At 68.9% G+C, this 13,425-nt stretch carries 12 protein-coding genes; 5 read left to right on the top strand and 7 right to left on the bottom strand.

All coding sequences use genetic code 11. From position 1 onward, the window contains the following. Positions 1–14: 14 nt before the first annotated feature. Positions 15–1,556: a lipopolysaccharide biosynthesis protein gene (locus B5X82_RS10105; protein WP_079648040.1), complete on the bottom strand. Its 1,542-nt coding sequence runs from the start codon at positions 1,554–1,556 to the stop codon at positions 15–17. 247 nt (positions 1,557–1,803) lie between these two features. Between B5X82_RS10105 and B5X82_RS10110 the strand changes: the two genes are divergently transcribed. Beyond that, positions 1,804–3,063 carry a glycosyltransferase family 2 protein gene (locus B5X82_RS10110; protein WP_079648041.1) on the top strand — a complete coding sequence of 420 codons (1,260 nt, stop codon included), beginning with the start codon at positions 1,804–1,806 and terminating at the stop codon, positions 3,061–3,063. 47 nt (positions 3,064–3,110) lie between these two features. Here B5X82_RS10110 and B5X82_RS10115 read toward each other — a convergent pair whose 3' ends face one another. Together B5X82_RS10115 and B5X82_RS10120 are read right to left on the bottom strand one after the other, a co-directional pair. Next, entirely contained in the window at positions 3,111–4,706 is a 1,596-nt protein-coding gene (locus B5X82_RS10115) for an FAD-dependent oxidoreductase (protein WP_079648042.1), read from the bottom strand. A gap of 39 nt (positions 4,707–4,745) precedes the next feature. Beyond that, complete coding sequence (locus B5X82_RS10120) at positions 4,746–5,759, bottom strand: glycosyltransferase (RefSeq protein WP_079648043.1); 1,014 nt, start codon at positions 5,757–5,759, stop codon at positions 4,746–4,748. Between the two features lie 158 nt (positions 5,760–5,917). On the opposite strand from B5X82_RS10120, the gene B5X82_RS10125 reads away from it, so the two are divergent. The 3 genes from B5X82_RS10125 to B5X82_RS10135 are packed head-to-tail and all read left to right on the top strand — an operon-like array spanning position 5,918 to position 9,080. Then, positions 5,918–7,039: a glycosyltransferase gene (locus B5X82_RS10125; protein WP_079648044.1), complete on the top strand. Its 1,122-nt coding sequence runs from the start codon at positions 5,918–5,920 to the stop codon at positions 7,037–7,039. Continuing rightward, positions 7,036–8,046: a glycosyltransferase family 2 protein gene (locus tag B5X82_RS10130; RefSeq protein WP_079648045.1), complete on the top strand. Its 1,011-nt coding sequence runs from the start codon at positions 7,036–7,038 to the stop codon at positions 8,044–8,046. The genes B5X82_RS10125 and B5X82_RS10130 overlap by 4 nt, the downstream gene beginning before the upstream one ends. Then, positions 8,043–9,080: an acyltransferase family protein gene (locus B5X82_RS10135; RefSeq protein WP_079648046.1), complete on the top strand. Its 1,038-nt coding sequence runs from the start codon at positions 8,043–8,045 to the stop codon at positions 9,078–9,080. Before B5X82_RS10130 ends, B5X82_RS10135 begins: the two co-directional genes overlap by 4 nt. A gap of 103 nt (positions 9,081–9,183) precedes the next feature. Here the strand turns inward: B5X82_RS10135 and B5X82_RS26770 are convergent, their stop codons facing one another. The 4 genes from B5X82_RS26770 to B5X82_RS10150 all read right to left on the bottom strand — a co-directional run bounded on the left by B5X82_RS26770 (position 9,184) and on the right by B5X82_RS10150 (position 12,781). Continuing rightward, positions 9,184–9,336, bottom strand: a complete 153-nt coding sequence (locus B5X82_RS26770) for a hypothetical protein (protein WP_176152526.1) — start codon at positions 9,334–9,336, stop codon at positions 9,184–9,186. 55 nt (positions 9,337–9,391) lie between these two features. Then, positions 9,392–11,359 (bottom strand): DUF2207 domain-containing protein, encoded by a 1,968-nt coding sequence (locus B5X82_RS10140; RefSeq protein ID WP_079648047.1) that lies wholly within the window; start codon positions 11,357–11,359, stop codon positions 9,392–9,394. A 2-nt stretch (positions 11,360–11,361) separates the two neighbouring features. Next, complete coding sequence (locus B5X82_RS10145) at positions 11,362–11,928, bottom strand: LemA family protein (protein WP_079648048.1); 567 nt, start codon at positions 11,926–11,928, stop codon at positions 11,362–11,364. A gap of 76 nt (positions 11,929–12,004) precedes the next feature. After that, positions 12,005–12,781 (bottom strand): class I SAM-dependent methyltransferase, encoded by a 777-nt coding sequence (locus B5X82_RS10150; protein WP_079648049.1) that lies wholly within the window; start codon positions 12,779–12,781, stop codon positions 12,005–12,007. Positions 12,782–12,988: 207 nt separating this feature from the next. On the opposite strand from B5X82_RS10150, the gene B5X82_RS10155 reads away from it, so the two are divergent. Continuing rightward, the gene (locus tag B5X82_RS10155) at positions 12,989–13,420 is read left to right on the top strand and encodes a UrcA family protein (RefSeq protein ID WP_079648050.1); all 432 of its coding nucleotides are present in this window, start codon (positions 12,989–12,991) and stop codon (positions 13,418–13,420) included. Positions 13,421–13,425 lie beyond the last annotated feature (5 nt).

Raw genomic sequence — 13,425 nt, forward strand, 5'->3', positions numbered from 1 at the left:
CCCCCTTTCAGCCTTCAATGTGATTCGATTGCGGGTCGCCCCCTTCCCCGGTCCCGCCGGTCCGCCCTGAACCGGCCCAGCCGGCTGCCGACCAGCCCGCTGGCCTCGGCCAGCGTCTCCCGGCCGGGCGCGGTGAAGGCGAGCAGCAGCGCGAAGGAACCGAAGGCGAAGCAGCCCGCGAGGACCAGTCCCGCCAGCCCGGTCCCGCCACCCCACAGGCGCAGCCCGGCCAGCCCCGCCAGGGTCCCGGCCAGCGCGATCGCGAACGGCCAGACGATCGACAGCAGGTCGCGGTGGCGGACAGGGCCGGAGCGACCGACCCACCACCACAGCACCGGCATGCGGATCAGCACGTCGCTGAGCGCATAGGCGGCGGCGACGCCGATCGCACCCCAGGGCAGGCCGATCGCGAAGGCGAGCACGCTGGTGACCATGTTGAACAGTCCCCAGCGCCCGAACTCGCCGCCGCGCCGCTGGCTGATGAACAGCCAGCCGAAGGTGGCGCTCATCGGCTGGTGCAGCGCCGCGACCGCGAGCCAGGTGAAGATCGCCGCCGCCGGCCGCCAGCGCGGCCCCATCAGCGTGTCGATCAGCGGCGCGGCGAAGACCAGCATGAAGGCGACGCCGGGTAGGGTGACCATCAGCATCAGCCGGATCGTCCGCCGATAGGCGTGACGATAACGGTGCGGCTCGTCGGCCAGCCGCGATAGCACCGGCACCATCACCCGCCCGATCGGGTTGTTGATCTGTTGCAGCGGGAACAGCAGCAGCTTGTAGGCGCGGTCGTAGAAGCCGAGCTGCACCGCCCCCGCCCAGCGCCCGATCATCACATTGTCGAGATTGCGGGCGAAGAAATTGGACAGGGTGAAGGTCGACAGGCCCGCGCCGAGGCGCAGCAGCTCGCGCACCTCGGCGAACCGCGCCGGCCGTCCCGGCAGCCAGCGGGCCGTCGCCCAGGCGCCGACCAGCCCTACCGCCATCCCGACCAGCACCGAGGCGACGAGCGCCCAGATGCCAGGCGCGAACCAGGCGATCCCCACCGCCGCGGCGAAGCCGAGCAGGGTCGAGGCGATGTCGATGATCGCGATCGTGCCGAATCGCAGCGTCTTGGTGAGATGGGCGAAATGCTGGGTGGCGAGCCCCGACACCAGCACCGATCCGGCGAGCGCGAGGGCCGGCGCCACGAGCCGGGGTTCGCCGAAGAAGGCGGCGATCAGCGGCGCCGACACCGCGAACAGCACCGCCAGCGCCAGCGACAGGGCCGCGTTGATCCAGAACATCGCACTGGTTTGCGCCCGGCTCAAATTGGGCGAGGCGACGACCGCCTGCGACAGCCCGATATCCTGCACCATCATGACGAAGGCAGCCAGAGGCATGACCATCGCGAACAAACCAAAGTCCGCAGGTGCGAGGAGCCGTGCTAAAATCACGACGGATAGTAATTGTGTTGCAAATTTTACAACTTGCGCGAGCCCAATCGCCAGCGTGCCATGAACAGCACGATGCCTGAGATCACTCTTGTCTGCGGAAGACACCGCTTCCGGCGCGGCTTGCATGGCAGTTCACCACCCTGCGGTTAGTGTTTACTGCCCCCCAACGAGATTGTTATATTCGCACTGCAGCATAAAACCATCTTTTTTTAATCGCGCCATCGGAATAGATTTCGTCACGGACTCACAAGGCTTTGCGCGCCGGGAGGGCCCCGTCGGGGCGGGCAAGGCGGGTCGCGGCTGACGCCGCCGACCAGTGATTCCAGCCGAATCGCCTTCGGGGGGAGGCGTGATCAATGGAGACACGGCCCTTATGACCGCCCCCACGACCGTTGCCGACCGCACCCCGCTGCCCGTCACGGTGCTGATGCCCACCTTCAACCGCGCCCATTATCTGGCCGAGGCGCTGGACAGCGTGCTGGGTCAGGAGCCGCCGCCAGCCGAGGTGATCGTCATCGACGACGGCTCTGACGACGCAACCGGCGAGGTCGCCGCCGCCTATTCCGCGCGGGGGGTCGCCTATGTCCGGCAGGACAATGCGGGGAAGGCTGCCGCGCTCAACAATGGCCTCGGTCGCGCCACCCAACCCTTCGTGTGGATCTTCGACGACGACGACATCGCCGCACCGGGGACGCTCGCCGCGCTCCATCAGGCGCTGGTCGACCATCCCGACGCCGGATACGCCTATGGATTGTGCGACAAATTCTTCGGCGAATGGCCCAATGACGCGCGCGAGCGGAACACCGCCTATGCCTCGGACGAACGCGTCGCGCTGTACGTCCGACTGATGGAGGACTTCTTCATCTGGCAGGGGGCGATGCTGGCGCGCCGGAGCTGCTACGAGGCGGTCGGCCCGTTCGACACCCGCCTCGCCCGCTCGCAGGACTATGAGATGGCCCTGCGGCTCGGCCGCAGCTTCAAGGGGATCGGCCTGCCGATCGTCGCCTTCCACCAGCGCCATCATGCCGGCGTGCGCGGGCCCAAGGGTGCGAGCGTCAAGGCGCATGAGGTCGAGCAGGCCTGGCGGAAATACAACCATCTTATCTTCCGCGAGCTGCACGGCAGCCATGGGCTGCCCGAATTCTTCATCGGCACGCCTGCCGACGCAGGTGAGCTGTCACCGCGCCAGACGCTGACCGCGCGAATCCAGCGCGGCAGCATCATGGCCCGCAAGGGGCTGTGGGATCTCGCCGCCGCCGATTTCGAAACCGCCGCGCACGAAGCGTCCGCGCTGGGCGTCACGGAGCTGTGCGAGCAGGAGAAGGCGGCGCTGCGCCGCATCTTCCAGCGCGGCGCGCGCTCGATCTTCCAAGACGACGGCGAGGCACAGCGCTTCTTCGGCGCAGTCGCCGACTTTCCCAGAGCTCTGCGCGGCCGGATCGAGGGCAATCTGCTGCTGCCCGTCACTTATCGCTTGCGGCGGCTGTCGGGGGCTACCGACCGCCGGTTCGAGATCGGCCAGCTCCGCATCATGGCCCGGCACCTGCTCAAGGGCTCGTCGATCCGATCCTATTTCAACGCCCGCCGCACCGACCGCGGCATGTACGGCGTGCAACCGCTGCTCGCGGCTTGACCTATCAATTCCTCCCCGAGCACGCTCGGGAAGGAATAAGAAATGCGTCACACCTTCAGCACCGGCGCCGCGAGCCGGCCGATCCGGTCCGCCAGCCGCAACGCGAGGGCGACGATCGTGAAGGTCGGGTTGGCATGTCCGCCGGTCGGCATCACCGAGGCGCCGCAGACATGGAGATTGGCGAGCTGGTGGACCCGGCAGTCGGCGTCGACCGTGCCTGTCGCCGCGGTCGCCGACATCCGCGTCGCGCCGATATGGTGGTAGCTTTCCATCATATGTTCGGCGGTCAGGCCGCCGCTTTCGTCGAGGCCGGCGATCGGCACCAGCGCGCCCCAGCCCTGCCGAGCAAACATCTCCCGGATGCGGCCGGTGAAATGGGCGACGGTGCGGCGCTCCAGATCGGCGATCCGCCAGTCGACCCGCACCTTGTTGAGCCCGAACCGATCCTTGCTCTCGGCGAGGGCGATGCGGCTCGCCGGATCGGGCGCCTGCTCGACGTCGACGACGACGGTCGCGACGGGATCGGCCAGGATCGGATGCACGCCCCGCGCATGGCGCCACAAGTCGCGGCAGACGTCGCCCGGCCGCACGCCCTGCGGCGGAGGTGACAGCCGGACGTTCCTGAGCGGGATACCCTCCCGCAGCTGGCGCAGGGCGTCGCGCAACGAGCCGGGCCGCGGCGCATAACGGATCACGGCGCTGGCGTTGAGCAGCCCTTCCGATCGCTGTTGGCTGTCGCGCAGCACGAAGCCCGTTTCATATTCGGTGCCGCTGCGGACGACGAAGCGGTTGAGCAGCTTCTGGAGACCGACCCCTGCCGGTTCGAGCGCGACGTCCGCCACCTTCACGCGCGGATGCTGCATGAAATAGTGGCCGGTGGTCTGCCCTACCGCGCGCAGCGGCCCCTTGGCGACGATCGCCGCGTTGAGCAGCAGGCGCGCATTCTCGATCCCGCCACAGCAGAGCACGAAATGCTGCGCCTCCACCCGCACCGATGCGCCACCGGGGGCATCGGCGACGATCGCGCGGATGCGGTCGTCGTCGGCGCTATCCTCGATCCGGGTCAGATTGGCGTGGAGGATCAGCTTGGCCCGGCGCGACCGGCGCAGATCAGCCAGGTAGCGACTGCCCCAGTCCTGATAGCGGTTGCGGCCATGCGGGGCGAAGCGCCACAGATAAGGCTCGATCGCGTCATCGGCCATATCCAGCGCGGCGAGCCGGTCGAGCTCGGGAACATGCTGTCGCCATGGCTCGTCGAAGCCGCACATCGCCTCGGCGGCGCGATAATAGGGCTTGAGGTCGTCGAGTCCGATCGGCCAGCCGCTGCCCGGCACCCAATCGCGCCGTTCGAAATCGATCGGGTCGAGTTCGGCGCAACGCCCGGTCCAGCTTCCGGTGGCGCCGCCCAGCCGGCGGAAGCGCCCTTCGTCGAGGCGGATCGGCGCGCCGACCGATTCACCGTCTAGCAACGCCTGCTGCTGCTCCTCGGTCTTGCGGCCGCCGGCTTCGAGCAAGCAGACCTCAAGGCCGCGATCGAGCAGGGTCTTGGCGATGGTGACGCCGGCCGCGCCGCCCCCGACTACGCAGACCGCGGCGTTCACCCACAGCCGGCCGTCGGCCACCTGCTCGAGATCGATGATCAATCGGTTCCCCTCATGCCAATCCCGCCGGCGGCCCCTTGGTCAGCCGAACAAATAGCGCAAAGCCGCCTCCGGTTCCCTGACCGTCCCGACATTTCGTCCGCGCAGCTTGTCGCGCACGACGTCCTGGGCGATCCGCCACAGCGTCGCCGGCCGCGCGAGATAGTCACCGACCGCACGCGACAGCCCGCCATTGTGCTTGCGGTCGAGGAAATCGCGGTGGTGGAGCTTGCGCCGGACATGGTCGAGATGACGTTCGACCAGCGCCCGGTCCGCGGCGGGAAGCCCCGGCAGATCGAGCAGCCGTTCGTGCGCCTTAGCCAATGCGGCGAGGTCGGCGGTGCGGTGCCGGCCGCTCAGCGAATGCGCACGCTCGACCGCGACATAGCCGCACTGATCGGTCAGCCGGAATCGCGCGCCCGCCGCCAGCGCCTGGCAATAGAGGATGAAATCCTCGCCAAGGCGCAGCCCTTCGTCATAGGTGAGGCGGTTTCGTTCGAGGAAGGCGCGGCGCATCACCGGCTTCAGGAAGCCCAACTCGCCGCGCCGGACTCCGGGTTGGGGGATGTTGCCCGCCACGAAGGCGTCGAGGGCCATCAGCCGGGCATTGGCAGGGAAGTCGCGCAGCTCGGCAAAGGCGAATTCCGCCGCACGGCGTTCGGGCAGGAAGGCGATGTTGTCGGCGATCATGTCCCAGTCGGACATTGCCAGCAGCCTCGCGAAGCGGCCCGGCACGATGAAGTCGTCGGCATCGAGCACGGCGATCAGTTCGGCCGAGCTGGCGCGGAGCGCGGCATTGCGCGCCGCCGACGGCCCCCGGTTGCGATCGTGCCGCAGGATGGCGAGGCGACCGCTGCCGTCGTCGGCGCGCACCGCGCGGGCGGCGGTCGCATCGGTCGAGGCGTCGTCGACGACGACGACCTCGCGCACCTCGGCCTCGCGCAGCGCGGAGGCGACTGCACGGCCGATCGTCCGCTCGCCATTATAGGCGGCGATGACGACGCAAACGCCGGGCTGCGAGGGACGGAAATCGGCCATCCGCCGAAGAATATACATCTCCCGGTCGCTGACAGGGGCCAGGGCGTTCGCCCGGGCCGCGAAACTGCACGGGCCATCGAAGAAAAGCCGATCGGTGGCGAAATCCGCTGGGTGCAGCGCAATAAGGAGTGCGTTCGACACGGGGATTCGCGGCGGGGGCCACGAAAGGTACCAGGTTGAAGGTTGCGTATTTCGTCCATGATCTGAACGACGCCGCGGTCGCGCGGCGGATCGCGATGATGCGGGCAGGCGGGCTCGATCCCGTCGTCCTCGGTTTCCGCCGATCGCCCCTCCCCCCTTCCGACGTCGGCGGCGCCCCGGTGGTCGACCTGGGCCGCACCGCGGATGCGCGGCTCGGCCAGCGCGCGGCAGCGGTGCTGCGTAACTGGCTGTTCGCCAGTCGGATCGCGCGGGCGGTCGAGGGTTGCGCGATCTACATGGCGCGCAACCTCGAATCCTTGATTCTCGCGGCGCGCGTGGCCGGTCGGCAGCGCGGCGTCCGCCTCGTCTACGAATGCCTCGACATCCACCGCACGCTGCTCGGCAGCCGGACGGTCGATCGGCTGATCCAGCGGATCGAGCGCTCGCATCTCGGCAGGATCGACCTGCTCGTCACCAGTTCGCCGGCCTTCCTGTCCAACTATTTCACGCCACGGCTCGCGCCCGACGAGCCCGCGCTGCTGGTCGAGAACAAGGTGCTGGGAATCGGCGGCCCGGCTGCGCGGCCGGCGCTGCGCCGCGACCCCGGCCCGCCCTGGACGATCGGCTGGTTCGGCATGCTGCGCTGCCGAAGATCGCTCGCCATGCTGACCGACCTGGCGCGGCGCGGCGAGGGCCGGATCAAGGTGCTGATCGCCGGCAGGCCGGCGCTGTCGGAGATGCCCGATTTCGACCGGACGGTGCACGGCGCCGACCATCTCGCCTATGCCGGGCCCTACCGGCCCGAGGAGCTGCCAGCGCTCTACCGCCGCACCCATTTCACCTGGGCGATCGACTATTTCGAGGAGGGATTGAACTCCTCCTGGCTGCTGCCCAACCGGCTCTATGAAGGCAGCTTCCACGGATCGGTGCCGATCGCGCTCGACCATGTCGAGACGGGCGCCTGGCTGCGGCGGCGCGGCGCGGGCATCCTCCTCCGCGATCCGGTGCCCGAACTGGCGGCGCTGCTCGCCGGGTTCGACGAGGCGCGCTATGCGGCCGAGCAGGCGCGCGTCGATGCCATCCCGCTACCCGACCTGGTGACGGGACAGGAAGATTGCGCCACGCTCGCGGCAGCGCTGGCGGGGCGTACGGCATGACCGGGCCCGGCCTGCTCGCCGACGACGTGCTGGTCGTCGTCCCCTGCCTCAACGAGAGGGCCAACCTGCCGCGGCTGCTCGATCGATTGATCGCCGACACCGGCGGCGCCGACATCGTCATCGCCGACGGCGGCAGCACCGACGGCAGCCAGGAGATCGTCGCCGACTATCGCCGCCGCTTCCGCAACATCCACCTGCTCGCCAATCTGCGCCGCGTCCAGAGCGCCGGGATCAACCTGGCGGTGACGAAGATGGGGCGGGGCAAGCGCTGGCTGCTGCGGATCGACGCGCATTGCGACTATCCGCCGGGCTATATGGCCGGGCTGCTCGATAGCGCCGTGCGCCACGGCGCGGCATCGGTGGTGGTGCCGATGATCACGCGCGGCCATGCCTGCTTCCAGCGCGCGTGCGCCGAGGCGCAGAACTCGCTGATCGGCACCGGCGGATCGCCCCACCGCCATGTCGGCGAGGGCCGCTATGTCGACCATGGCCATCATGCGCTGATGCGGATCGACCTGTTCCTGCGGGTCGGCGGCTATCGCGAGACGCAGAGCCATAATGAGGACGCCGAGCTCGACATCCGGCTGCGCGCGGCGGGCGGGCGCATCTGGCTCGAGCCGCGCCAGGCGATCGTCTATCACCCGCGCAAGACGGCGGGCTCGCTGTTGCGCCAATATTTCAAATATGGCGAGGGACGCGCGCGGACGATGCGGCTGCACGGTAGCCGGCTGAAGCCACGCCAGGCCGCGCCGCTGCTGGTCCCGCCTGCGGTCGCGCTGCTGCCGTTCGCGCTGCTGCACCCGCTGTTCGCGCTGCCCGCCGCCGCCTGGGCCGCGATCTGCCTGCTCTACGGCCTGCTGCTCGGGGTGCGGGCGCGATCGGCCTGTGCGGCGGCAAGCGGCATCGCGGCGATGATCATGCATCTCGGCTGGGGCAGCGGCTATCTGCGCCAGCTCCTCCAGCCGCGCCCGCGCGACCGGCGCCTGCCGGCGCTGACCTTCCAATGAGCAGCCAGGCGCCCGCCCCCCGCATCCCTGTCCCCGCCGCCGCCGCGCGGATGCCGAAGGCGGTCGACCGGGTCCAGGTGACGCGCGGGCTCGCCTGCCTGCTGCTGGTGCTGTTCCATGTCGTGGGCGGCAAGGCCGACGACGGGCTGCGCATCGCCGACGCGAGCCTCGGGCGACAGATCCTCGACGTGCTGCTTTACGTCCGGATGCCGCTGTTCGCCTTCATCTCCGGTTATGTCTATACATTGAAGCCGCTCGATCCGGCACGGCCCGGTCCCTTCCTGCAGGGCAAGCTGCGGCGGCTGGCGCTACCGCTGCTGACGGCCACGACGATCTTCTACCTGACCGCGCTCGCCCGCGCACCGCAGCCACCGGCCGACGCCGTGCTGGGGTTGCTCCACGCCTATGTCTTCTCCTACGAGATCTACTGGTTCCTGCAGGCGATGCTGCTGATCTTCCTGCTGCTACCGCTGCTCGAACGCTTCCTGCTCCATTCGGCGGCGGGCTGCGCGGCGGCGGTGCTGGCGGGGTTCCTGCTGACCGTGCCGGCCGAGCCCATCGACTTCCTGTCGATCAACGGCGCGGCCTTCCTGGCGCCCTTCTTCTTCATCGGCATCGCCGCGCGGCGCTTCATCGGGACGCTGAGCCCGACTTGGACGCTGGCGCTGCTGGCGGTCCTGATCGTCGCCTTCGCGCTGCACATCCACAATGTCGCGACGCTGCCGCCGCATATGGGCGCGCGGCGCGGCACCTGGCTGTCGTTGCTGATCGGCGGGATCACGCCGCTGCTGCTGGTCGCGCATGTGCCGCGCATCGCGCTGCTGGCGCGGATCGGCCATGCATCCTTCGCGATCTTCCTGTTCCACATCTTCTTCATCGTCGCGATGCGGATGCTGCTGCGGGCGATCGGGATCGAGGATTTCGCGATCCACCTGCTCGCGGGCCTGGCCGCGGCGATCGCCGGGCCGATGCTGCTGGAGACGCTGCTGGCGAAGGGGAAGGCGACGCGCCGCCTGTTCCTGGGCCTGCGCTGATTAGAGCGGTTCACGATCTGATTGCATCAGATCGGCCGCTCTAGCCCCTTGTTTTACCGCGATTTCCGAGTCGGCAGATGTTTCCATCTGCCTAGAAATCGCTCTAGCCGTGGAGCAGGGCCCAGGCGGCGAGGATCGGGGTCCAGGAGAGCGCGGCCAGCGCGACGGCGGTCATCACGCAGGCGCCGGGATGCCAGCGCTGCTCGTGACGGACCACGAAGGCGCTCGGTTCGGCAGTGAAGGCGTTGCGGACCATCTGCGATCTCCCTGGCGTCCGAGCCTAGGGGATCAGGCTTAACAAGTCGTAAACCCTACCAACCGCCCCCGCCGCCGCCTCCCCCGCCGCCGCCCGACGATCCGCCGCCGGAGGAACCGCCGCTGCTGCTGCTCGGCGAGGTCGAGGCGGAGGAGATGGTGCTGGCCAGCGAGGAGCCGACGCTGCTGGCGAAGCCGCCGGGATCGTCCCAGACATTGCCGCCGCCAGAATACCAGCTCGCGGTGTGCGCCACCGTCCCTGCTGCTGCTGCGGCGGCCAGCACCGTCGCGAATTTGTCGGCCCAGCGATTTTCCACGTCGAGCGCGATCGCATAGGGCAGATAGCGCTCGAACAGCTCGGGGGTCTTTTCCGGCGGGTGCAGCGCATCGAGCCGCTCCTCCTCGGTGATGCCGAGATAATGGCGGAAGCCCTCGATCCGGTCCGTCACCGCCCGGCCCTCCACCGTCGGCGCATACATCCAGCGGAAAGCGGTGATCGCCAGCGGCAGCGCGGCGAGCGGCAGCAGCACCGGCCAGGCGCCGTCGCTGAGCGCGAGGCCGACCGAGCCGAAGGTGCACATGAAGGCGATCATCACCGCCGCGATCAGCCCCAGCCAGGCGAGGATCACCACGCAGCCCTTGCCCTGGGTCAACTTGTAACAACCCCAGGCGGCGAGCAGCGCCAGCCCGCCCAGCAACGGCATGGTGAGAACGCCGGTCGCGACGCCGCCCTGGTGGACCAGCAGAGCGAAGGTCGTGACCAGCAGGATCGCCGCCGGGATGGTGAGCAGGCCGACCACGGCCCAGACGCCGTTCTTGACGAACAGCCGCCCCGAATAGGCGTCCTCCAGCCCCTTGGCGAGCTTCGCGCGGGCGGCCTGGAGGGTGCCGTGATTGTCCTGCTTCAACTCGATCCGGCTGCTGATCGACGGCAGCAGCGTGTCGCGCATCGCAATCTCGGGCGCCGGTGCGGGCCTGCCACCCTGTCGCCGTTCGAGCGTGGTGCGGTCGCGCGACAGCCAGCCGCCATCCTCGCGCGTGATGCCGATATGGCCGCGCACCGCCAGGTCGATGATCGCGGCGGTGAAGCCGCGATTGTCGTCGCCCATGCGGCGGATATAGCGGCAGGCGGCGGCGCTGAGATCGTCGGGCGGCGCGAAGATCGGGACGATCGTACCCCGGCGCGGGCCGCGCCCCGCGCGCAGCCAGGCGTAGAAATAATAGCCGAGCAGCGCCGCGAGCGCCGCCAGCCCCGCGACGAGCGGCCCCCAGTCGGACAGCCACCAGCCGAAGCGGCGGGCCCGGCTCGGCGTTTCCAGCACGCTCTTGGGAAAGGCGGCGGCGACGGTCAGCCCGCTATAGGAATCAAGCGGCGCGGTGGTGCGGAAATGGATGAAGCCCGGCCGTTCCTCGATGACCGCCGCATCATGCGCGGTCGATCCGTCGGGGCCGGTATAGACCGCGCGATCGCCGAAGCGCACCGGCGACGGCAGAGTGATCCGCGCCTCCGCCATGTCGATCGGAAAGACCCAGCCATTGCCGGTGACGTTCCAATAGACCTCGTCATACCCGTCATGATAGCCGATCTGCCGGCTCGTCCGGTAGCGGATGACATAGACATGCTCGCCGGGCGGCAGCAGCGTCTCCGCCTCGCCCATCCGCACCCGCACGCCGTTGCTCAGGTCGATCAGCTCATAATGCTCGGGCCGGCCGTCGCGGCTGACCGCGACGACATCGAACGAGACGCGGGTCTTCTGACCCAGCCGGTTGCGGTAGCTGGTCGGGAAGTCGCGTTCGAGGCCGTGCTTGATCCGGTCGGCGAGCGAGACGACCCGGATCGTCTCGGTCACGTCATAGTCGCCGTTCCGCGCCACCGTCACGTCGCTGGTGAAGGCGAGGATGCGTTCCTGCCCCTGCGCCTTCTCATAGGCGGCGACCACGGCGGCGGGATCGTCGATCGCCTGCGCGGCGGCCGGCAGCGTCCAGCCGGCGATGGCCAGCCAGACGGCACACAGGAAGCGCATGGTCAGCGCCCGCCGGCGCCGAAGGTCACCCGCGGCGCGGCCTGGAGCGCCGCGACGTCGTCGGCATAGCTCTCCTCCTCGCGGAAGCCGAACGGGCCGGCGACGAGGACATTGGGGAAAGACTGGATCGAGCTGTTCAGGTCGCGTACCGTCGCGTTGTAATAGCGGCGCGCGCCGGCCAGTTCCTCCTCGATCTGCGACAGCTCATCCTGAAGCTGGCGGAAATTGGCATCGGCCTTGAGGTCGGGATAGGCCTCCGCCACCGCGAAGAGCTGTCCGATCATGCCGCTCATCCGCGCATCGGCGCGGGCGGTGGCGTCGACGCCCTTCGCCGCCGCAGCCTCGCCCCGCTGCGCTGTGACGGCCTCGAACAGGCCGCGCTCATGAGCGGCATAGCCTTCGACGGTCGAGACGAGATTGGGGATCAGGTCGGCGCGACGGCGGAGCTGCACGGTGATGCCGCTCCACCCTTCGCGCACCAGTGCACGCAGCCGGACCAGCCGGTTGTAGATCGCGACGAGCCAGACGAGCAGCAGCGCCGCGACGCCGATCGAAATCCAGAGCCCCATATGAACCTCCCCGAACCGCGCAGGCGCCGTTGATGCCACAGATACGGCGGCCGCGCGACCGGGGTCGCATCCGCTTCTATCGCGGCTTGCGGAAGCGATAGAGGAAGCGATCGGTCTTGCCGCGGACGGCCGGGTCGAACACCAGCTTCTCATGATCGTCGGCCGGATTGGCGAGCAGCGGGCTTTCCGCCTCCAGCGTGAAGCCGGCCGCCGCGAAATCGGCCTTCACCACGGCGGGATCGATGCGGTGCAGCTTGTCGACGATCGCGCGGGTGTCGCCCGCCGGTCCGGCATGATCGATCACGCCGACCACGCCGCCGGGCTTCACCGCCGCATAGAGCTGCTTGAGGAACGCCTGGGGGTCGGTGCGCGGGATGCCGTATTTGGCCGATTCCCAATAGAGATCGTGATAGTTGAGGTTGATCATCACCGCGTCGAAGCGACGATCGCCAGCCGTGAACGCCTCGAACGGATAACGGACGAATTCGATGTCGGAACGCCGGGCGGTCAGCGCCTTCCACACCTTCTGCTCTTCCGGATCATTGTAGAACTGGGCGGGCTCGAACGCGGTCACCTTGCCGCGCGGGCCGACCGCGTTGGCCATGATCTCCGCCCAATAGCCCGATCCGGTCATGATGTCGGCAGCGGCCATGCCGGGCTTCAGGCCGAGGAAGGCGAGCACCTCGGCGGGCTTGCGGCCGGCGTCGAGCGCCTGCGCATCGGCGGGGCGGCCGGGCGCCGACAGGGCGGTCTGGAGATAGGCCGGCACCTTGGCCGGAACGACGGCCGGGGCCGCCACGGCGATCAGCAGCGCGGTGCCGCCAAGAAACGGAAAGATCGATCGGCGAAGCATGGCATTCCTCCCTTGTATCGGGGGAAACTGGACCCGCAGGCGCCGCCGCTCAAGCGGAGTCCATGTCGATCGTCGACCGGGCAAGGCGTTGATCGAAAGGCCCAGGCCCCTGCCAGCCGGAACAGGCGCCTCCGGCCGATCGTTTCCACCCGCCGGCCCTTTGACAAACAGAGCCCGTCGGCCGGTCCTTTTAGGAAGGATGCCACGATGACAAGGTCGATATCCACCACCAGCCTGGCGGCGATCGCCGGCGCCCTGCTTCTCGGCGCCGCGACGCCCGCCTTCGCGCAGGACGGCGAGGAGCTCGTCGTCACCGGCCGCTACGGCAAGGTGCCCGACAGCGTCCAGAGCCTGTCCCAGACCGTGAGCTATGCCGACCTCGACCTGAGCACGAAGGGCGGCCGGGCCGAATTCCGCCACCGGCTCAAGCTGACCGCCCGCTATCTGTGCGAAAAGCTGGGCGAGAGCAGCACCAGCACGCCGATCGCCCCGTCCTGCCAGGATGCAGCGGTCAGCGATGCGCTGAAGCGCGCCGGCACGATCGAGGAAAGCTTCGCGCCGCGCGGCACCGCGTGGGTTGCCGCGCCGCGGTGGCACGCGCCCTATCCCGATGACTGGTACAGCCGCTATCCCGACTGACCAGG

This window comes from Rhizorhabdus histidinilytica, from assembly GCF_900167915.1.
GTDB classification, from domain to species: Bacteria; Pseudomonadota; Alphaproteobacteria; order Sphingomonadales; family Sphingomonadaceae; genus Rhizorhabdus; species Rhizorhabdus histidinilytica.

Excerpts from the sequence above, each read along its gene's own strand:
- B5X82_RS10130 (WP_079648045.1), top strand. The coding sequence starts at position 7,036 with ATGACCGGGCCCGGCCTGCTCGCCGACGACGTGCTGGTCGTCGTCCCC.
- B5X82_RS10120 (WP_079648043.1), bottom strand. The coding sequence starts at position 5,759 with ATGTATATTCTTCGGCGGATGGCCGATTTCCGTCCCTCGCAGCCCGGC.
- B5X82_RS26770 (WP_176152526.1), bottom strand. The coding sequence starts at position 9,336 with ATGGTCCGCAACGCCTTCACTGCCGAACCGAGCGCCTTCGTGGTCCGT.
- B5X82_RS10135 (WP_079648046.1), top strand. The coding sequence starts at position 8,043 with ATGAGCAGCCAGGCGCCCGCCCCCCGCATCCCTGTCCCCGCCGCCGCC.
- B5X82_RS10155 (WP_079648050.1), top strand. The coding sequence starts at position 12,989 with ATGACAAGGTCGATATCCACCACCAGCCTGGCGGCGATCGCCGGCGCC.
- B5X82_RS10150 (WP_079648049.1), bottom strand. The coding sequence starts at position 12,781 with ATGCTTCGCCGATCGATCTTTCCGTTTCTTGGCGGCACCGCGCTGCTG.
- B5X82_RS10145 (WP_079648048.1), bottom strand. The coding sequence starts at position 11,928 with ATGGGGCTCTGGATTTCGATCGGCGTCGCGGCGCTGCTGCTCGTCTGG.
- B5X82_RS10105 (WP_079648040.1), bottom strand. The coding sequence starts at position 1,556 with ATGCAAGCCGCGCCGGAAGCGGTGTCTTCCGCAGACAAGAGTGATCTC.
- B5X82_RS10140 (WP_079648047.1), bottom strand. The coding sequence starts at position 11,359 with ATGCGCTTCCTGTGTGCCGTCTGGCTGGCCATCGCCGGCTGGACGCTG.
- B5X82_RS10110 (WP_079648041.1), top strand. The coding sequence starts at position 1,804 with ATGACCGCCCCCACGACCGTTGCCGACCGCACCCCGCTGCCCGTCACG.